This is a genomic window from Lactonifactor longoviformis DSM 17459, from assembly GCF_900129135.1.
GTDB lineage: Bacteria > Bacillota > Clostridia > Lachnospirales > Lachnospiraceae > Lactonifactor > Lactonifactor longoviformis.
The window spans coordinates 39,717-59,888 of the sequence record NZ_FQVI01000025.1 but is presented as its reverse complement, the minus strand read 5'-3'; the positions used below and the strand labels follow the sequence as shown (position 1 = coordinate 59,888).

General features: G+C 49.6%; 14 protein-coding genes. 12 read left to right on the top strand and 2 right to left on the bottom strand.

Annotated elements, in window-relative coordinates; genetic code table 11:
• Nucleotides 1-6: 6 nt before the first annotated feature.
• Nucleotides 7-1,614 carry a response regulator transcription factor gene (locus BUA56_RS17895; RefSeq protein WP_072854147.1) on the bottom strand — a complete coding sequence of 536 codons (1,608 nt, stop codon included), beginning with the start codon at nucleotides 1,612-1,614 and terminating at the stop codon, nucleotides 7-9.
• A gap of 237 nt (nucleotides 1,615-1,851) precedes the next feature.
• Between BUA56_RS17895 and BUA56_RS17890 the strand changes: the two genes are divergently transcribed.
• From BUA56_RS17890 to BUA56_RS17845, 10 genes are all read left to right on the top strand, one after another.
• Nucleotides 1,852-2,958 (top strand): sugar ABC transporter substrate-binding protein, encoded by a 1,107-nt coding sequence (locus tag BUA56_RS17890; protein WP_072854146.1) that lies wholly within the window; start codon nucleotides 1,852-1,854, stop codon nucleotides 2,956-2,958.
• A 43-nt stretch (nucleotides 2,959-3,001) separates the two neighbouring features.
• Entirely contained in the window at nucleotides 3,002-3,985 is a 984-nt protein-coding gene (locus tag BUA56_RS17885; protein WP_072854145.1) for an ABC transporter permease, read from the top strand.
• A gap of 26 nt (nucleotides 3,986-4,011) precedes the next feature.
• Nucleotides 4,012-5,565 carry a sugar ABC transporter ATP-binding protein gene (locus BUA56_RS17880; protein WP_072854144.1) on the top strand — a complete coding sequence of 518 codons (1,554 nt, stop codon included), beginning with the start codon at nucleotides 4,012-4,014 and terminating at the stop codon, nucleotides 5,563-5,565.
• Nucleotides 5,562-6,809, top strand: a complete 1,248-nt coding sequence (locus BUA56_RS17875; RefSeq protein WP_072854143.1) for a uroporphyrinogen decarboxylase family protein — start codon at nucleotides 5,562-5,564, stop codon at nucleotides 6,807-6,809. Before BUA56_RS17880 ends, BUA56_RS17875 begins: the two co-directional genes overlap by 4 nt.
• 5 nt (nucleotides 6,810-6,814) lie before the next feature.
• A complete protein-coding gene (locus BUA56_RS17870) occupies nucleotides 6,815-8,542 on the top strand; it encodes a ribulokinase (RefSeq protein WP_084068089.1) in 1,728 nt (575 codons plus the stop codon).
• Nucleotides 8,487-9,863, top strand: a complete 1,377-nt coding sequence (locus BUA56_RS17865) for a sn-glycerol-1-phosphate dehydrogenase (protein WP_072854141.1) — start codon at nucleotides 8,487-8,489, stop codon at nucleotides 9,861-9,863. Before BUA56_RS17870 ends, BUA56_RS17865 begins: the two co-directional genes overlap by 56 nt.
• Before the next feature lie 241 nt (nucleotides 9,864-10,104).
• Nucleotides 10,105-11,601, top strand: coding sequence for an aldehyde dehydrogenase family protein (locus BUA56_RS17860; RefSeq protein ID WP_072854140.1), 1,497 nt, complete (start codon nucleotides 10,105-10,107; stop codon nucleotides 11,599-11,601).
• Nucleotides 11,602-11,827: 226 nt separating this feature from the next.
• Nucleotides 11,828-12,862, top strand: a complete 1,035-nt coding sequence (locus BUA56_RS17855; RefSeq protein ID WP_072854139.1) for a uroporphyrinogen decarboxylase family protein — start codon at nucleotides 11,828-11,830, stop codon at nucleotides 12,860-12,862.
• Nucleotides 12,863-12,885: 23 nt separating this feature from the next.
• Complete coding sequence (locus BUA56_RS17850) at nucleotides 12,886-14,196, top strand: SLC13 family permease (RefSeq protein ID WP_072854138.1); 1,311 nt, start codon at nucleotides 12,886-12,888, stop codon at nucleotides 14,194-14,196.
• Nucleotides 14,197-14,419: 223 nt separating this feature from the next.
• Complete coding sequence (locus BUA56_RS17845; RefSeq protein ID WP_072854137.1) at nucleotides 14,420-15,925, top strand: helix-turn-helix domain-containing protein; 1,506 nt, start codon at nucleotides 14,420-14,422, stop codon at nucleotides 15,923-15,925.
• Nucleotides 15,926-16,015: 90 nt separating this feature from the next.
• Here BUA56_RS17845 and BUA56_RS17840 read toward each other — a convergent pair whose 3' ends face one another.
• A complete protein-coding gene (locus BUA56_RS17840) occupies nucleotides 16,016-16,714 on the bottom strand; it encodes a DUF554 domain-containing protein (protein WP_072854136.1) in 699 nt (232 codons plus the stop codon).
• A gap of 246 nt (nucleotides 16,715-16,960) precedes the next feature.
• On the opposite strand from BUA56_RS17840, the gene BUA56_RS17835 reads away from it, so the two are divergent.
• Together BUA56_RS17835 and BUA56_RS17830 are read left to right on the top strand one after the other, a co-directional pair.
• The gene (locus BUA56_RS17835; RefSeq protein WP_072854135.1) at nucleotides 16,961-18,673 is read left to right on the top strand and encodes a UGSC family (seleno)protein; all 1,713 of its coding nucleotides are present in this window, start codon (nucleotides 16,961-16,963) and stop codon (nucleotides 18,671-18,673) included.
• A gap of 15 nt (nucleotides 18,674-18,688) precedes the next feature.
• The gene (locus BUA56_RS17830; protein ID WP_072854134.1) at nucleotides 18,689-20,158 is read left to right on the top strand and encodes an FAD-dependent oxidoreductase; all 1,470 of its coding nucleotides are present in this window, start codon (nucleotides 18,689-18,691) and stop codon (nucleotides 20,156-20,158) included.
• Nucleotides 20,159-20,172 lie beyond the last annotated feature (14 nt).

Genomic DNA, 20,172 nt, shown 5'->3' with positions numbered 1-20,172 from the left:
AAGCGGCTACATATGCAGCTTTCGGTATTCGCTGGGGGTGACACCCACCGCTTTTTTGAATATCCGGCTGAAATATTTGGTATCTTTAATGCCTACCAGCTCGGCTACATCATACACATTATACTGGAGATCCAGGAGCAGACGTTTGGCGGCATCCAGCCGGCAGTCGGTGAGATAGTCGCTGAAGGTCATACCCGTCTCCTTCCGGAAGAGCTCACTCAGGTAATTGGGGTGGAAATGTACCAGCTCAGCCATGTCATTTAACTTTATGGGTTCCCTGTAGTGGAGAAGCACGTAGTCTTTCATCATCTGGATGGGCTTGCTGTAGGTTTCGGTCCGGCTGGTATAAAAGTCCTGTGCAAAGGACTGTATATGATCCAGAAGTGTCCGGAGAATATCCTCCAGCGAGCGGCAGTTGTCCAGTGCCTGACGGAGTAACTCACTGCGGGGCATGCTGTCCGGATCGAGGGTCTTTACAGCCTCCCCAAAGATATCTGCGCATTTCTCCGCCAGATCAAAAAGCAGGGGCGGGGAGGGGTACTTGATAATATGGGGGCTTTGAAACAGGGAGAGAATCCAGTTTTTCAGCTCAATGGTATCACAGTTCTGCAGGAGATGAAAAAAGGTTTTTTCGTCGTCCACAGTGATATAGTCACGGATGCTGTAGTGGGGAAAGGACAGGGAGGCAGAATTAATCACCCGGTTTCCCCCATTGACAATACGGTATTTTACCGCTGTGTCGGCTGCGGTGAGGGAGTGGTGGATTTTGTCCAGGCTGTCTGTCATAGTGCCAAGCCCTACGGTAAAAGAATATTGGTTAAACCATTCATCCCGGTTCTGGAGCTCAGAGAGAACCGCCTGGGAAAGGTTATATAGATCTGCCGCCTGCTCCATGGTACAGTTTACAATGCTGATTACACGTCCCGGCTTGACAATAGAGTAGGACAGAACCCCTCCCTTATTCATCCTCTGCCGTATTGCACCGCACATTTTCCGCAGGAGAAGGGTATCCATATCTGAGGGCTGGCTTTCCTCAAATATACTGTCAACTTTTACAACAATAGCTGCATATACCGCATACTGAAACTGAAACTGGTAGGTTTCGTTAATCTCCTCCAGAGGCATAGCAAAAGGCCGGGAGAGGGACAGCTGTTCCGTGAGAAAACGGGACCGCATCAGTTCCAGGTTGTGATCCAGCTGATTTTTATAGGCTGATATCTGAGAGGAGGCTTCGCTGTCCAGCTGTATTTTATTGCGGAGGCGGATTAAGGCCTCCGTCAGGGTCACCTCGTCAATAGGCTTTAGTATGTACTCGAAGACGCTGAGTTTCAGAGCCTTTTGGGCATAACTAAAATCAGGATAGCCGCTGATAATGATAAAGCGGCAGTCCAGCCTGGCATTCCGGACACCCTCAATCAGAGACAAACCGTCCAATCCAGCCATCCGCACGTCTGTTATAATAATATCCGGTTTCACCTTCAGAGCCATCTCCAGTGCCTCCAGCCCGTTATAGGCAGTTCCGCACACTTCCAGCCCAATGGCGCCCCAGTCTATGGACATTTTAATTAATTCACATACCAGTGTTTCATCATCCGCAATTAAAACCTTTAACATTGTTAAAAACGCCTCCTTCTGCATCCGGTTGCAGGATTCTGTAAACTTATGGTAAACGTACCATATCTATTTTTGACTTGCAAGTCAAATGAATTACCAAATAATGGTAAACTGAAAATTCACAACCAGAGTCCACCTAATCTGAAAATTGTCCCGTGGACAGGGAGGGATGCATCTGCAATAATACAGACATCGGGAAAAGGCCCGGACAAAATAAAAGAAGGAGAGGTATTGTGTATGAGAAAAAGAATCAAAAAAGGCGCGGCTCTGATACTCAGCATAGTTCTGGCAGCCGGTATGCTGGCCGGGTGCGGAGGGAAGGACGAAACAGCGGAAAAGGAACCGGATAAAGAGACACAGACCGCGGGGGAGACAAAGACAGATACTGAAAGCGGAGACAAGGTCAAATTCGTATTTGTTACGCCGCTGATTGCCCATCAGGTATGGCTGGGGGCAAAGGAAGGAATTGAGCAGGCCCAGAAGGATTTTCCGGGACTTGAGGTCAGCTGGGTGGGCCCCACCGGTCTGGACGCCAATGAGATGATTAAATGCATTGAGCTGGCTATCGCGGACGGCGCCGACGGAATTGCTACCTTTGGCTTAAGCGAATCCGCAATGGAATCCTGTTTCAAAGACTGCTATGAGGCTGGCATTGATCTCTACACCGCGGGGGGAGACACGCCGAATCTGCATCAATATCTGGCAGGCGGCTGTAACCCGGATGCTGTAAACTGGGGGTATCTGGGAGGCAAAGAAGTGGGTAAGGCGCTGGAGGGAAAGAAAATAGTTGCAGCAGAAATGCTTTATCAGCTGGACTCTGAGCTTGCCATCGGCGTAATGGAGGGATATGAAAAGGCATTTGCAGAGCATGAGGCCGGATTTGAAGTAGTGCAGCAGCTGAGTTCAGACAGCGATGCCACGGTAGCGCTCCAGCATGCCAAGGATTTATTTACTGCATACCCTGAGGTAAATGCAGTTGTCTGCTGCGGCGGAGAATGTGCGGCTGCCATCGCCCAGGCGATGAAAGAAATGGGGAAAGAACCGGGAAGCGTTATTATATTTGGGGACGGAATGCAGGAAGACTGTCTGGAAGAGATTAACAGCGGCTATGTGCTGGGATCCCTTGCACAAAATTATTTTCAGTATGGGTACCGGCCTGCCATGTGGACGTATATGAAAAAAATGTTCGGCGCTCAGCCGGCAGAGACATTTGTGGACGCCGGCGTTACCCCTATCAATGGGGAGAACGTAGACAGCTTTGCAGATCATTTCAAGGAAGGAAAGCAATGGTTTGACGCAGACTTCCCGGATCAGGACTGGTCGGCAGCAACCGGCGCTAAGTAAGGATGGACCAGATTACGTACAGACAGGAAAGCAGGTCGTGGATATGAGTAGAGAACAGACAGGCATAAAAAAGGAATTGATCATTAAAAATATCTTTCGGGTAAAGGAGATTGGGATTATGATTCCCACCATCCTGTTAATCATTATCGTGCAGATGGTGAATCCTTTATTTCTTACAAAGCTAAATGTATTAAGTATTTTGCGCTCCAGCGGCTATATGCTCATACCGGCCCTGGGAATGACACTGATTTTAATTTCCGGGGGACTGGATCTTTCTGTGGGATCCGTCTATGGCCTGGGAGGTGTAGTCACCGCCTATTTTCTCACAAACGGGGTGCCGATCTTCCCAAGTGTTCTTCTGGGACTGCTGTCCGGCATGGCCTGCGGGATATTAAACGGAGTAGTTATCGTAAAGCTAAAGATTCCGCCGATTATGATGACGCTGGGGATGTACTATATGGCCCGGGGACTAGTCTATGTTATCACCCAGGGAACCCCCATCTTTCCGCTTCCGGAGGCATTTAAGGCTATTGAGCAGCAGAATATGATCCTTGGCATACCCACTGCAGTGGTGTGTGCAATGATCCTGGCCGCCGTCTTTTTTATCATCATGAGATATACCGTGTATGGGCGGAAGATCTATGCCATAGGGGGGAATATTGAGACGGCCCGGGTAGCAGGAATTAATATTGATGCTATTATGATCAGCCTGTATGCAATCATCGGAACATTGTCTGCTCTCGACGGTGTCCTGATGTCCTCCCGCCTGGGTTCCGGACAGCCCTCTGCAGGTACCGGATATGAGCTGCAGGTGATTGCCGCAGTTGTTATTGGGGGAACCAGTACATACGGAGGAAAGGGAACCCTGGCCGGCACGGTGATCGGTGTTATATTTATGAACATTCTTTCCAGCAGCATGACCATTATGAAGATATCCGCATACTGGCAGAACTTTGTAATCGGGGCCGCATTGGTGGTTGCTGTTATCATTGATCAGATCAAACGCTCTAAAACCGCAGAGGATTAGGATTCAGGGACAAAGGGGGAAATATCATGCAGGAAAAGGAAATCGTTCTGTCTGTGAATCATATCTGCAAGAGCTTTTATGATAATCAGGTACTGGAAAATGTAAGCATTGCCCTGAAAAAGGGGGAAATCCTGGCAATTTTAGGGGAAAACGGGGCAGGAAAATCTACTCTCATGAAAATCGTAAGCGGGATCTATCCCGCGGGCAGCTATACTGGGACTATAGAAGTACAGGGGAAAGAAAAAACATTTCGTAATCCAAGGGATGCACAGAATGCCGGGATTGCCATGATTTATCAGGAAATCAATCTGGAATTGGATTTGACGGTGGCAGAAAATATTTTTGTGGGTCACATTCCAAAGACACCCCGGGGAATGGTTGACTGGAAACGGATGAAAAAGGAGGCGGAGGCGGTACTTAAAACCCTGGGGATAGAACTGGATGTAACTATGCTGGTGCGCAATTTAAGCGCCAGCATCCAGCAGCTGATCTGCATTGCCCGATCCCTTATCCTGAATCCTCATGTCTTAATTCTGGATGAGCCCACGGCCGCCCTGACGGAGTCGGAGACAAAATTTCTTGTGGATATCCTGCGAAAGCTCCAGGGGGAAGGGATCTCCTGCATTTATATCTCTCATAAGCTGGAAGAGGTATTCCACATCTCTGACCGGGTGGTGGTTCTGCGGGACGGCACATGTATTTCCGAATATTCCGGGCCGGAGTATGACTCGGAACAGATTGTGGAGGATATCATCGGCCGGAAGATGGAAAAGATGTATCCCTCGGTTCCCAAGACAATCGGGGAAGAGGTGCTTAGGGTGGAGGACTTCACGGTTCCCCACCCATATAATAAAAAGGTAAATATTGTAGATCATGTGAGTTTTTCCGTGCGCGCCGGCGAGGTTCTGGGACTGGCCGGTCTGGTGGGCGCGGGCAGAAGCGAAACCCTCCGTGCGGTCTACGGCATCATGAAGAAAAAAGCAGGGTGTATCTTCCTGGACGGAAAGGAGCTGGCAATGCCCCGGGGGAAGACCGCATCCGGCTACGGGATCTCTTTGCTGAATGAAGACAGAAAGAGGGACGGTTACGTGAAGTCCATGAATGTCCGGCAGAATCTTACGTTAAGCTATCTGGACAAGCTGAAAAAGGGGCCGTTTATAGACAAGAAGAAAGAGAAGGAATTGGCAGAAAAGTATTTTAAGATGCTTCACATCAAGGCACCCTCTCTGGATGCAGGCATCCTGTCCCTCAGCGGCGGGAATCAGCAGAAGGTTTTGCTGGGAAAGTGCATAATCACCAATCCCAGAGTGCTGCTGCTGGACGAGCCGACCAGAGGGGTAGATGTGGGCGCTAAAAGTGAGATTTACCGGGTAATAGCAGACTTGGCGGCCGGCGGGATGTCCATCGTTATCGTATCATCGGAGCTTCCTGAATTGTATGCCCTGTGCGATCGCTTTGTGGTTCTGTCTAACGGAAGAGTCAGCGGAGAGCTGGAAAAAGAGGAGGCATCCCAGGTAAAAATAATGAATTTATCCTGTAAACAGACAACGGGCCGAAACAGAGAGGAGATACGCGGATGACATCCAGAGAACGGATCAGAAAGGCAATAAATCACGAGGAAACAGAGGAACTTCCCATAGATCTCGGGGGCACAAAGGCTTCCGGAATTCATGTGGATGAGTATCTGGAGGTGGCACAGATGCTGGGACTTGAGGTAGGGATACCTAAGGTTTACGATCAGTTTCAGATGCTGGCCAGAGTAGAGGAGCCCATGCTCTCCCGCTTTAAGTGCGATGTAATTCAGCTGGAGAATGTCTGTGAGACCTGGGAGCTGGACAATAAAGACTGGAAACGCTGGACCACAGGAAAGGGACATACCGTGCAGGTGCCCGGAGGCTTTGCCCCGGAATATGACGATGAGGGATACCTGATTCTGCGCAATAAAAAGGGACGGAAGGTGGCGTTCATGCCCAAAAAGGATGGGCTGTATTTTGAGAGGTACAACGATCCTGCACTGGCTGTCTCCGCAGATGATGATCACCTTATGGATCCGGAGGAGTGGAGAAAGTCTATCCCCCTCTACCGGGACGAAGAGCTGAAACTTTTGGGGCAGAGGGCAAAGGATCTTCACAATCACACGGAATATTCTGTGAGCGGAGGATTTGGAAAGCTCCGTATGACTTCCACGAGTATATTTGCGGGCCACGAATTTACAGACTGGCTTTGCCGCCTCTGCACAGACCCGGAATATGTGTATGAGATTCTGGAGGCCACAGCAGACCGGGCCATAGAGAACCTGAAGCTGTATCTGGAAGCAGTAGAGCCCTATATCGATACTATATTTATGTCAACCACAGATTACGGGACCCAGGACAGAGAACTGTTTCACCCGGATATCTTTAGAGATCTCTATCTCCCGAACCTGAAGAAAGTGAACGACTATGTACACAGTCACAGCCATGCAAAAACCATGTACCACAGCTGCGGTTCGATTCGGAATATTCTGGGCTATATGATTGAGGCAGGGGTAGATATTATTAATCCCGTGCAGACAACTGCCGCAGGCATGGATCCTGCCGCCCTGAAGGAGGAATTCGGCAAAGATCTTGTCTTCTGGGGCGGCGGGGCGGATACCCAGACAACCCTGCAGTTCGGAACTCCGGAGGAAGTCAGAGCCCAGGTAAGGGAGCGGATCGATATCTTCCGCAAGGGCGGAGGGTTTGTGTTTAATCCGGTACATAACATTCAGTACGGTGTCAGGCCGGAAAATGTCATTGCTATGTATGATGAGGCAATCCGGTACGGCAGAAGAGAGGACGTGTGACCGTTATGGGAGGCAAATACACTATCGGCGTTGATTTTGGAAGTCTGTCAGTGCGGGCAGTTTTATTTTCTGCAGAGGACGGAAGGCAGGCGGGAGAAGAGGTCAGCAGCTACGCCCGGGGAGTTATGGAAACAGAACTGCCGGACGGGACGCCGCTGCCTCCCCTGTCCGCACTTCAGGATCCCAATGATTATATTACTTCCATGGCCGAGGCTGTGAGAGGCCTTGTGACAAATTCGGGTATTCCCCAAGAGGATATCATTGGTCTGGGGGTAGATTTTACTTCCTGTTCCCTTCTGGCTGTGGATGAAGCGGGGGAGCCACTCTGCAATCAGGAAAGGTTCCGGAATAATCCCCACGCTTACGTTAAGATGTGGAAGCAGCATACGGCATCTGTAGAGGCAGATGAGATCACACGCATAGCAAAACAGCGGGGAGAGCCTTTTTTGAGACGGTATGGCAGCCGGATTCTGTCGGAATGGGCTATACCTAAGATTTTGGAGACGGCTCAGAAAGCCCCGGAGGTCTATCAGGCAGCGCATTGCTTCATGGAGGCAGGAGACTGGATCAATCGTAAGCTTACAGGAAAGCGGACGATGAATTATTGCATGGCAGGCCTGAAATTCCTGTGGGATCCCAACCGGGGCTATCCCTCGGATGCATTTTTCCAGGCTCTGGATCCGGCGGTAAAGGATCTAGTTCGGGAAAAGCTTTGTCCGGAATCGGAGATTTACCCTCTGGATGTATGTATGGGCAAACTGACACAGGAGGGCGCAGAGCTGACGTCTCTGGCCCCGGGGACGGCTGTGGCCCCGGCCAGGATTGACGGACATTCAGCCTCAGCTGCAGTGGGGGTAAACACCCCCGGAAAGCTTGTAATGATTATAGGAACCGGTATGGGGATGACACTGCTGTCCGATCAGGAGGCATGCTTCAAAGGACTGTGCGGGGTTTCCTACGGGGCTGTAATCCCGGGACTTTATGGGTATGAGGCAGGACTGTCCGGCTGCGGAGACATCTTTCAGTGGTGTGCACAGAATTGTGCAAATGAGAGGATTGAGAAAGAGGCAGAGGAAAAACAGCTCTCTGTCTTAGAACTGCTGACACAAAAGGCATCCGGCCTTTGTGTGGGAGAAAACGGGCTTCTGGCTCTGGACTGGTGGAATGGGAACAGAAGTGTGCTTGCGGATACAAAACTCAGCGGCGTACTTTTGGGGCTTACACTCCAGACGAAACCGGAGGATATCTTTCGGGCGGTTCTGGAAGCCACAGGATTCAGCGCCCGGATGGTTGTAGACAATTTTGACGAACATGGACTGAAAGTAAGTGAGATTTATGCAGTGGGAGGGATAGCCCAGAAAAACAGTCTGCTCATGCAGATCTATGCGGATGTCCTGAACCGGGACATCCGGGTGGCAGACTGCAGTCAGGCATGTGCTCTGGGCTCTGCCATATTTGCGGCCGCGGCTGCAGGGAAAAGCAGAGGTGGATATGATACTTTAGATGAGGCCATTGCCTCCATGCACTGCCGGGAAGGCGCTGTCTACCATCCGGATCCCCAAAGAGTCAGGCAGTATGAGGTCTTATTTGAAGAATTCAGGAGCCTGCACGACTATTTCGGAAGGGGAGGCACCCAGGTTTTAAATCATCTATACAGAATCAAAGGAGATGCAGGAAATGAGAATAGACGGAAAGACAATGAAGCTGACAGACTATCTGGGGAAGGTATTTGAGTGCAGCTGCGGACGGACCCACTATACCAGGCTGGAGGCGGCAGAAATCAAAGAAAATGCCGTGGCGATGCTTCCGGATTATCTCCGGAAGTTCGGCTTCCGTCACATCTATCTGGTCAGTGATGATATTACCTATGAAATTGCGGGAAGACGCATCCGTGAGATGCTGGCAAAAGAAGGATTTTCGGTTCAAAACCATGTATTCCATGCTAAGCCGCTGGTCCCGGATGAGGAAGCCCTGGGCGAGATGCTTCTTGCCCTGAACCCGGACTTTGAGGTTATGGTAGCTGTGGGCACCGGTTCCATCAATGATCTGGTCCGTTTCTTCAGCTATCGGACAAAAAGACCCTTTATAACAGTAGCAACCGCTCCTCCTATGGATGGATTTGCATCTACTGTGGCGGCCCTCATTACAGGACACTGCAAGACAACCTACGAGACACACTCCCCCGTGCTTATCATCGGGGACACGGCAGTCTTAAAGAATGCGCCGTTTCCCATGATCGCTGCCGGACTGGGAGATATACTGGGGAAATTTACCTGTCTCTGCGACTGGAAGCTGTCCCGGATTATCAATGGAGAGTATTACTGCCAGGCCATGGTTGATATGGTAAACAGCTGTATTCAGGATGTGTACCAAAATGCTGCCCGGGTAAAAGAGAGGGATCAGGAAACAGTGGGGAAAATTATGGAGGCTCTGGTACAAACAGGCGTGGCCATGAGTTTTGCAGGGAATTCCAGGCCGGCCGCCGGGTGTGAGCATCATCTTTCCCACTATTGGGAGATGCTGTTTCTCCAGAAGGATCTCCCTCCGGTTTTGCACGGCGCTAAAGTGGGAATCGGTACAGTCATAATTCTGCGGGCAGCTGAGCTTCTGCAGACCATACCTGTGGACTTTGAAGCCGCCAGAAATCATGCCAGATCCTACTGTCCGGAGCAGTGGGAGGGAGACATACGCCGTGTGTACGGGGCTGCGGCAGACGGGATTATCCAATTGGAACAAGACAGCGGGAAGAACAGGACAGAAGGGGTATTAAAGCGGATTGACGTCATCCAGGAGCATTGGGAGGAAATCAGAGGTCTTCTGGGCGAGCTCCCCAAGGCTGAGAGCATGAAATCCCTGCTGGTGCAGCTGGATGCACCTTATTATCCTGCACAGAAGGGAATTACCGATGAGATGCTCTGGAATGGGGTGGTGTATGCGAAGGAAACCCGCAGCCGGTATACTATACTTCAGCTGCTCTGGGATCTGGGGCTATCCGAGCGAATGGCAGATCAGCTGGTGGCGTATGTGAACCAGGATTTGATTAATGAAGGATGAAGAGGAAAATATTAATGTTGCTAATTAAGAAGAGGGAACCATTTATGTAAATGGTCTCTCTTTTTTCTGTTGCTAAATTTTGCAATGGTGGTTCTGATGGTAAAAAACTTGCCTGTCAATTTATTGTCATCCGCAATAAGGGACAGTAATATTATAATGATTGACAAAAGAGTTTGAAAAAAATACATTGTACATATACAGTGAAAGGATACCATGTAACCGAAAGGGAGGAAGTTGTACTATGAAGATGCTGATTAATGGTAAAAAAGTAGATGCCCGGGACAAGGAGACAATTGCGGTAACCAATCCTGCAGACGGGGAGATTCTGGATACTGTCCCGGCGGCCGGCAGAGAAGATATGGATGAGGCCCTGGAATGTTCAAAAAGCGGTTTTAAGAAATGGAATGCAATTTCCCTCATGCAGAAAGAAAAAATATTTAACAGATTCTATGAACTGCTGGAGGAGAATAAAAAAGAAATTGTGAGTATTCATGTCCTGGAAAGCGGTTTTAGCGTACGCACCTGCCTGTTTCAGTACCAGGGAGTGCCGGATCTCTTTAAAGGCTATCTGGAAAGCGCCAAACGTCTGAACGGAAGCATTCTGGTGCCGGGAACCGAGGCGGGCCACGATGGGAAGACGGAAAAGGATCTCCAGATGGTCGTCCATGAACCCCTGGGCACTGTGCTGACAATTATTCCCTTTAATGCGCCGCTGATGCTGTTTGCCTATAAAGTTGCCTCTGCTCTGTGCGCCGGCAACGCGGTAATTGTGAAACCGCCTACAACCAATCCCCTGGCACTGATCCGTATCACAGAACTTTTATGGGAGGCAGGAGTTCCGGGTGACACCCTGCAGCTGATTACAGGCAGGGGGGAAACCGTAGGCCCTTATCTGTCTGCCGATCCCCGGATCCACGCGGTGACGCTGACGGGAAGTACAGAGGTGGGGGTTGAGATTGCAGAGACAGTGGCCAAACGGCTGGCTCCCTGTGCCCTGGAGCTGGGGGGAAATGATCCCTATATTGTCTGTGAGGATGCTGACTTTGAGACTGCTTCCCGGGAGGGAATTAACTGGAGGTTTAACGCAGCAGGACAGGTGTGTATTGCTCCAAAACGTTTTATCGTACATAATTCCCTTCTTCAGAAATTCACTGAGGCAGCCGTTGCAAAGGCAAAATCCATTGAGATGGGATACGGAGCAGACCGAAGAGCTGAGATAGAAGCATATCTGAACCGGGATTTCAATGAACTTAAGCCCGGGACGATGAAAATGAACTGTCTGATATCCGAACGGGCGGCGAAGGGGGTGGAGGATAAGGTAAACCATACCCTGGCACAGGGGGCGAAGCTGCTGTGGGGCGGCCGCCGGCAGGGGGCTTTTTATGAGCCTACGGTTCTGGGAGATGTGACTAAAGATATGGATATTGCAAAGGATCTCGAAATTTTTGGACCTGTGGTTCCCATCATTGGCTTTGAAACGCCTGAGGAAGCAGTGGAGATCGCCAATTCCAGCAGATACGGCCTGTCTGGGTGCGTGTACACCAGAGACTGGAAGCTGGGAATGCAGATGGCAAGACAGATTGCATCCGGCGGGGTAGTGGTCAACGGGGTAGGAGTATACAGAAATATGATGCAGCCCTTTGGAGGATATAAGATGAGCGGAGTTGGAAGAGAGGGGTTCTATACTCTTGAAGAACTGACCCAGAAAAAGGTAATTGTAATGAAGGGATTTTTATAATCCGCAGCCAGCGGCCTGTCCGGCGTTGTACTTTCGCAGGGCAGGCCGCTGGTTTGCTGTCCTCTCCGGGACCCCTGCCTTCAGGTGCTTATGTCAAGAAAATGTCCACGGGTAATATGGACACATCCTCTCATTATATTGAAAATAATGGGTTTAGAATATAAGATTGTTGATAACAATAAGGGAATTCTATCTATTGTAAGAAAACGATGAAGGAGGAAAGTAAATGATGACAGCTAGGGAAAACATTCTGATGGCCTATCATCACGAGGAACCCTATTGGGTCCCCTCCCAGTACCTGGATCAGAATACATGCCTGTATACTGCCACGCAGGAAGGGGTGAAGGGATTCGGAAGGTTTGTAGACTGTTTCGGCATTTCCTGGGATTACCGTCCCGGGGACGAAGGTCCTATGGTGACAAAAGGCACCAGACGCCTGGAAGATATCGAAGACTGGAGGGAGACACTTCCCATGCCGGATTGTGAATCCTGGCCCTGGGAGGAGAGTGCGGCAAAGGATACTGCAGGATGGGACAGAAAAAACAAAATAAGCAGCGTAATTATGATCAACGGATTGTTTGAACAGCTTCATTCCCTTACCGGATTTGAGGATGCCCTCTGCTTTCTGCTCACTGCAGAGGATGCGGTCTGTGACTTCCTGGATGCCCTGGCAGATTTCAGAATCCGTCAGATCCAGCTCATTGCAAAGTACTACAGGCCGGATAAGATTCAGTTTCACGATGACTACGGGGAGGCCAGAAATACCTTCATGTCGGTTGAAACCTGGAGGCGGATCTTTAAACCCAGGCTGAAAAGGATTGTGGAGGCGGTACATGGAGAGGGAATGCTGTATGAACACCACTCCTGCGGATATGTGGCACCCCTGATAGAAGAGTTTATTGACTTGGGAGCAGATGCGCTGAACCCTCTTCAGATTCAGAATGATCCCTTTGCACTCAAAAAAAAATACAGAAAAGAACTGTGCTTTGTAGGAGGATTCGATAACCAGGGGATCCTGGACCGCCCCGGGGCTACCTACGAGGAGAGGGTAAAGGAGATACGCTTCCGGGTTGAACTGATGGCTCCCGGCGGGAGCTGGGTTGCCCACCCCACTATGGTAGATCCAATGATTGGAAAGGCTCTGGTGGATGTACTCTATGAATACAATGAGCCCCTGATGAAAAAGGTGGGGTACCTGCCTTTGCCGAAGCCGGAGATTCCCGTGAAAAACGTGTACAGCAAGGGGTATGAGAAGGAATAATACAAAAAATGGGAGGGTATTATATGCTGAGTAATTCTGCAATTATGATTTTAGTTATGGTGGCAATTGTAATTACGGTTCTGATCGGTGTTAAGTTTGACAACAACATAGGACTGATCGGTATTGCATTTGCTTTTTTAATCGGATCCTGGCTGGGACCGGCTACCATCTATGAAGTGATCGCCTACTGGCCTGTAAATATTATGTTTATCCTTTTAGTAACCAGTGTATTCTTCGGGTATGCGTCCAACAACGGAACGCTGTCGGCGCTGGCGGACAGAATTGTCTATGTCACAAAGGGAATTCCCTGGTTTACCCCCATCTCCGTATTTCTCACGGCCTTTATTATATCCGGAATCGGTGTGGGCGTCTGGGGCATTGTCTTTGTAGCCCCCATAGGATTCGCCATTGCAAAGAAGGCAAAATTTGATCCGATACTTGTTGTTATTGCTACAAATGTAGGCGCCCTGGCCACGGGCGGGCTGCCCTGGGCGGCAGGCGGACCTACGAACATAGGTCTTATACAGAATGCGGGCTGGGCAAATCCCGAGGAAGCCACAAGCCTTGCCTACCGGTTTGGATTCGCATCCATTCCCTGCTGTATTGTGGCATTTATCATCTGCTATTTTCTGTGCCGGGGCTTTAAAGCACAGCCGGTTACTATGGATAAGCCGGCGCCGTTTAACAAAAAGCAGAAACAGACACTGGCGATTCTGCTCATTGTATTAGTGGCTAATATGCTGCCGCTGATTCTGAATCTTATATTTGCAAATTCTGTTACCGCATTTTTGGCATCCCACATTAATATTCAAGTCTGCTCAGTATTCGGAGCAATTGCCTGTATGATGCTGAAGCTGGGGGATGAAAAAGAGATATTGGCTAAGAATGTGCCGTGGTATGCCATGGTGCTGATCTGCGGCGTGTCTATGCTCATGACCGTAGCTGTAAAGGCCGGAATCGCGGATGTCATCGGTACCTGGCTGAATTCGAATTTCCCTGCATGGGCACTTCCGGCGGCGTTCGCACTGTTCGGCGGAATCTTAAGCTTCTTCTGCAGCGCACTTTCTGTGGTATATCCTCTGATGCTGCCTATGATCTATGGGTTAACCCAAAGCGGAACCAGCGCCAGCACACTGGCTATGATTACCGCCCTCATTATAACAGCATGCTACACCGGCATGTGCCCCTTCTCTCAAAACGGCGCTCTTATGCTCTCTTCGGCAGACGCTGAGACCAGACAGGGCCTGATGTACCGGATGATTGTATGGTCCGTAGTACTTCTGGCTATCAGCGTAATATATGCTCTCGTGGGAGGCTACGGAATCTGGGGCTGATCCCCTCCGAGCATCCAATGCCTGATGCAGCCTGAAACCTGAGGAATCCTGCAGCCAGAATGAGTGCGGTTCGTACGCCGAACCGCACTCATCCGCATGTCATGGAATTTCCCCAAAGTCTGTGGCGACCCATTCCCTTTTTTCATAAAATCCCTTATGATATACGTATCTCCCAAGCATAAAATAGTATAGTACAAACCAAGTAAGGAAGGATGACAAGCCTATGCCGAATACAGCGTTATCACATTTAAACCAGTTATTAAAGGAATTTCACTTAGCGGGAAAGCAGCTTGCAGAATATCTGAATGTGGATTACTCCCTGGTAAGCAAATGGAGGAGCGAGAAGCGGCGTCTCAATCCGGAATATACTCATAAAATTGCCAAGCTTTTTGTGGCCCTGGACGCTAAGTATGAGTATAAGAGGATAGAAAACCTGCTGAACAGAAAATTTACAGAGAAAGAAAAACAGAAGGAAGACGCTCTGGTGACCTTGCTGGAATTCTGGCTGGCTTCTAAGAATCCTGAGTCTGAGAGGAATTCCATAGAGAATTTTATGTCCAGGAGAGCAGTAAAAAGTGAATACTACATATTTTCCGGGGAAGACGGAAGAAGAGATGCGGTAGATGCCTTTCTGGATTATGTGGCCGGAAGCAGCGGCAACAATCTGTGGCTGTTCTCTCAGGAGGATAACCGGTGGTTTTCTGAGAGTGAGGAATATCAGCTCCGCTGGCAGGACAAGAACTTTGATGTTCTGAGCAACAATAATACCATCCATGTGATACATCCCGTGGACCGGAGGTACCGGCAGGTGGCCCAGTCTATGTTTCGGTGGCTCCCCATCCATCTGGTGGGGAATGCCCTGGCCTACTATATTCCCAAGTATTGGGATCCGGAGATAAAGATCACGATTTTTCTGGCTGAGAATATGGCTGTGCTTATAGGTGTCACCTCAGAGAAGTTTACCAAAAAGATACAGACCTATCTCTTTACGGACCCCGAGGTTCTTCAGAATGCCAGGGAAGTGCTGATGGAACTCTTTCACCAGTCACTGCGTATGTTTCACAGATATGGGTTTGAGAGCAACGGAGAGTTTTTCTCAGTATTTAAAAAGATTGTACAGGATCCCAATCCGGTTTACTATTTTTCCGGCGCTCCCATCCTTTATATGGTGTCAGAGAAGCATCTGAGGGAAGCCCTCATGGAAAATGATTACACGGAGAAAGAAAAAAGGGAGTATGAATTTACACTCTATCAATGCTCCTTTGAATATATGAGAAATGTATCCAGTATGCCCATCACGTATATTATACATGAAAAGCAGCTCAGGCGCCTGCTTAAGATGAACCGGGTGATGATGCGTTTTCTCTCCCATTGTCTGGGCAGGCCTTTTTATGTATCTCAGGCCGTATTCCGCAAATTGCTCGTACAGGGACTGGAGACCATGTGTGCATATGACAATTTCAATATCCTCCTGACAGATTACTCTATGCTGTATCCCTATGAGGATATTGCCCTGTTTGTCAAAGAGCGGGAGGTGGCGGGATTCGTGGGGACGCATTATGAGACAGAAAAGGGGGCCTGCGCTCTGATTACGGAAGAGCCGTCGGTGGTGGCCTCTCTGTTCTACAGCTGTACGAATTTTGTAAAATCTCATCCCCACCGGAACATGAGTAAGCAGGAGAGCAGGGACTTTATCCTGGAGATGATTGAAAAGAGCAGGTCCATATAGCATAATACCGTGTACGCGGAGGGCAAAAAAGGAGAAAAGGCAGGAGAGACGTTTCCTGGCTTTTCTCCTTTTTGCACCCAGGGCTCCCGCTCAAAAGGGCAGAAGCCCCCACAAGTAAGAGAACGGCATAACCAGAACCAGGGCGGGTACCAGATTCAGCACATTATAGTGTTTGATTTTGCTCATCTTCAGTCCCACTGCAAAGGTGATCATTCCCCCGCAGGCCTTAAAATCAGCGATCATGGGGTCCGTCAGCAGGGGGAGCAGCGAGGATGAGCAGAAAAACAGGATAAGCCCCAGCGTGGTCTGGGGAACTGCCGTAATACAGATGGCATATCCCAGTGTGGCACCGAAGATAATAGCCGTAAAAAAGTCAAGGATCGACTTGGCAAATAATATGGTATGGTCCCCGGAGAAGCCTGAATTGAGAGCGCCGAATACCCCGGTGCCGCTGAAGCCGAATAAAACTATCATGCTAATCATAACAGACATGAACTCCGCCTGCCGGTCGCTTTGCTGATTCCTGCACAGAATGCGGTGGAGCCCGCTGCTGATTCTGGTCTCCAGATGAAGCGTCTCCCCGATCAGGGTGCCAACGATGAGTGCCAGTATCACGGCAGACAGAGATGAAACGTGCACAATCAGGCTGATCCCCATGCTCATTGCAGAGATACCAAAAATATTAGGCAGCGTATCAACAATATACTTCGGCAGCTTCTTGCCAAACAGCCCCCCAAAGATCCCTCCTATCACAACGCAGATTCCATTAACTAATACACCAGTCGGCATAACGTGTATCCTCCCTTCTTTTTGTTATATCTTAACGGATCTTCTCTGCCGGGAGAATAGAAACAGGAGCATTGGCATTTTCCGTGTATGACAAAAAAATGACAGGCAAAAAAAGGTGTCAAGTTTTTGGCAAAATGAATTAATTGACACATAGTCTGGAACTGTTGAAAATATCTGAAAAAACTGCAACAATGTTAGCAACGGAAAGACAATAACAAATCAAGCTTCAGGAAAGGAGAGGTATTTATGGCACTACAGTTCAATTCGATTCTCGATCCCAGGGGGTATCAGGAGAGGAGAAAGATTACACTTGCACCAAGAGTATCCCTGGAAGAATTAAAGACAGGAAAGATCCTGTTTTATAATAATACAAAATTGGGATTCTGCAATTACTACACCGTATTTGACCGCATTAAGGAACATCTGAGAGAACTGGGCATTGAAAACTTTGTGGAGTACACAGAGACCGTGAGGGGAAAGGATGCGGGAAAACTTAAGGAGTACGCCCAAATGCTGGCGAAAGAAAAACCTTCTGCAGCAATCGTGGCATTCGGAGATATGGGAACCTCCTCATCTACAACTGTGCTGTCCATTGCACTGGAGGAACTGGGAATTCCCACGGTATATATGACAGCACCTCCAGGAACCGGGATCACAGAAGGCGTGGGTGTCTACAGGGCCGGTCATCTCTGCCTGTGTTCGGTAGATATCTATCAGGCCAGCACCGTAGAAGAGATTGAGGCTGAGGTAGATAAAAAATGGGATTATATTATCCGTTCCCTTACCACAAACGGAAAAGAGCTGGAGGAACTGGCACGCATCGATTTCAAGATGGATAAAATCCCTCCGAGAGCGGACGGACTGCTTCCCCTGACAGAGAACCTTTCGGTAGAAGAAGAAATGCTGCTGGAACCAGGGGCTTATCTGGAAGAAATCAATGACTTCTTTAACCAGGAACATATCAGCGACGGTCTCCCCATCATCCCCCCCACCAGAGCCAGATATGAGAGGATGATGGAATACTGCCCCTTCCCCGAAGATATGGTGCTGTGCAGCGCCAGCGGACCCAGCGGCAAGGAGGTGACCGTAAAGGATGCAGCCATAGCTGCTGTAATGGCGGGATGCAAGCCCAATGCCATGCCGGTGCTGATTGCTGTATTCAAAGCATTAAACAGTCCTCTGTATAACCTGAACCAGTCTGTAACAACCTCCCATCCCGGCGGAAACATGGTCATTGTGTCAGGACCTATTGCCCGGGAACTGGGGATTTCCGGCAGGCAGGGCTGCCAGGGACCGGGGTATCCGGCCAATGCCACCATCGGCCGGGCGGTGAATCTGGTGATTATGAATATTTTCCGATCTGTTCCGGGTATCTGCGATCTTGACTGTATCGCTTCCCAGGCTGAGTTTACCTACTGCTTCGCAGAGGAGCCGGATTTGGCACAGTGGAATATGATTAACGAGGATCACTTTGACAGTGAGACTACAACCGTATATGTTCTGAAGGCGGAGCCTATACACGATATTATAGATTTCCTCAGCCTGGACGGCCACGATCTTTTGGATACCATAACCCACTGCTGTACCACTCTGGGGTCCAACAATGCCTATATGCCGGGCCCGCTGGTAGTTTGCCTTACGCCTGACCACGGGATGATGCTGAAAAAGAGCGGATACACAAAGGAAATGATTCAGGAACATATTCACACCTATGTATACCATGAGGTTCCAATGGTTAGAAACCGGGGACTGGTTCCGGTGCGGCCGGCCAGCTTTGCCAACCGCCATCCCATGCCGGTTACCAGGACTCCAAAAGACGTGGAAGTCGTAGTAATCGGGGGAAGAGGGGGCCATTCCGGAGTTATTCTTCCCTGGGCGCTGCACAGTGAGGGGATTGTGGAACCGGTAGCACTTCCGGACGGAACGATAGCAAAATCAATTGAAGAATTTAAAAAATAGACAGGGGGAATTTTTATGGCACGGGATCAAATCGTTTATGACAAAAAGTATGATGTAATTGTATGCGGGGGAGGAACCTCAGGGGTGGCTGCAGCCATTGCCGCGGCCAGAGCAGGGGCATCCACTCTCCTGGTAGAGCGGGTAGGATCCCTGGGAGGACAGCTCTGCTTTTCGGGCCCTCCGGGATTTGCCTTTGCCCATCTGTTCAATCCTCTGGGTGAGCAGGATGCGGGGGGAATCATCGAGGAGATTCACAGCCGTATGCTGAAGGAGGGGCATGCCCTTCCCCATCTGAAGCCGGAACACCGCCTGGAGGCGGGGTATACCTTCTCTTATGTGGATCCGGACTGGTTCTCGATCACCATTTTCCAGATGATGGAGGAGGCCGGTGTGGAGCTTCTGCTGCACAGCCTTGTGGTTGACGTGACAAAGGAAGAAGAAAAAGTAACGGGAATCGTTGTGGAGAATACCAACGGAACGGTTGTGATTGAAGGAAAGATTGTCATTGACTGCACAGGTGAGGGAGATATTGCAGTGAGAGCCGGCGCCCCCTACGAATATGTGGACAGAAATACTGTACAGCCCCATACCATTTCCTTTACAATGGATGGTGTGGACTGGGAAGAGCTGATGGACTGGATACACCAGAATCCGGATCAGCTGGTATGGTTTGAGCATACGCTTCCCCACTGGTCTGACGAGAGAAAAGAGGAGGCGCATCAGAAAGCCCTGGAGTTCTATAAAACCTGCAAAGATCCCGCAATGTTCGGGGAGATGATGGGATTTATTGACTTTCACAAGATGGGACTGGAGACCGGCGAATGGCACGAATTCAGCGGCGTGGGATTTTTTATCACGCCCAGAGAGGGAGGACACCTGCAGGCCCATATGCAGCATTCCTCTCAGGTTCCCTTTGTCCTCACAGACGATGCCTGGGATCTGACGAAGGGTGAGATTGAGTGCAGAAGGCAGAATGCAATAGCCATCAAATTCTTCCGCAAATATATTCCCGGGTTTAAGAATGCATACCTTACCAGGATGTGTCCGGAGATGCGGCTGCGGGAAGGCAGAAGGATTATGGGGGACTACAGACTGACAAGGGACGATGTTGCAGAGGGTAAGGAGTTTGGGGATGTTATCGGCAAGAGCCACTTTAAGGCCGGGGCCCACCACACAGTTGACAAGAATACCATTGCCCAGGTAGAAAAGGTCTGCCCGAAGGACGGGGGATCCTATGATATTCCTTACAGATGTCTGGTGCCCCAAAAGGCAGAGAACCTTCTGGTGGCGGGGAAACATGTATCTACAGACCGGGATGCATATCTCAGGTATCTGCATCAGACCATGATCACAGGCCAGGCGGCAGGCGTGGCAGGGGCTCTTTGCAGCAAAAAAGGTGTTTCACCCAGAGAGCTTGAGGGTGATGTAAGCGAACTCCAGAAAATTTTAAAGGAACAGGGTGCAATATTGGACGGTACACACTAAACAGGGAGGTTTCA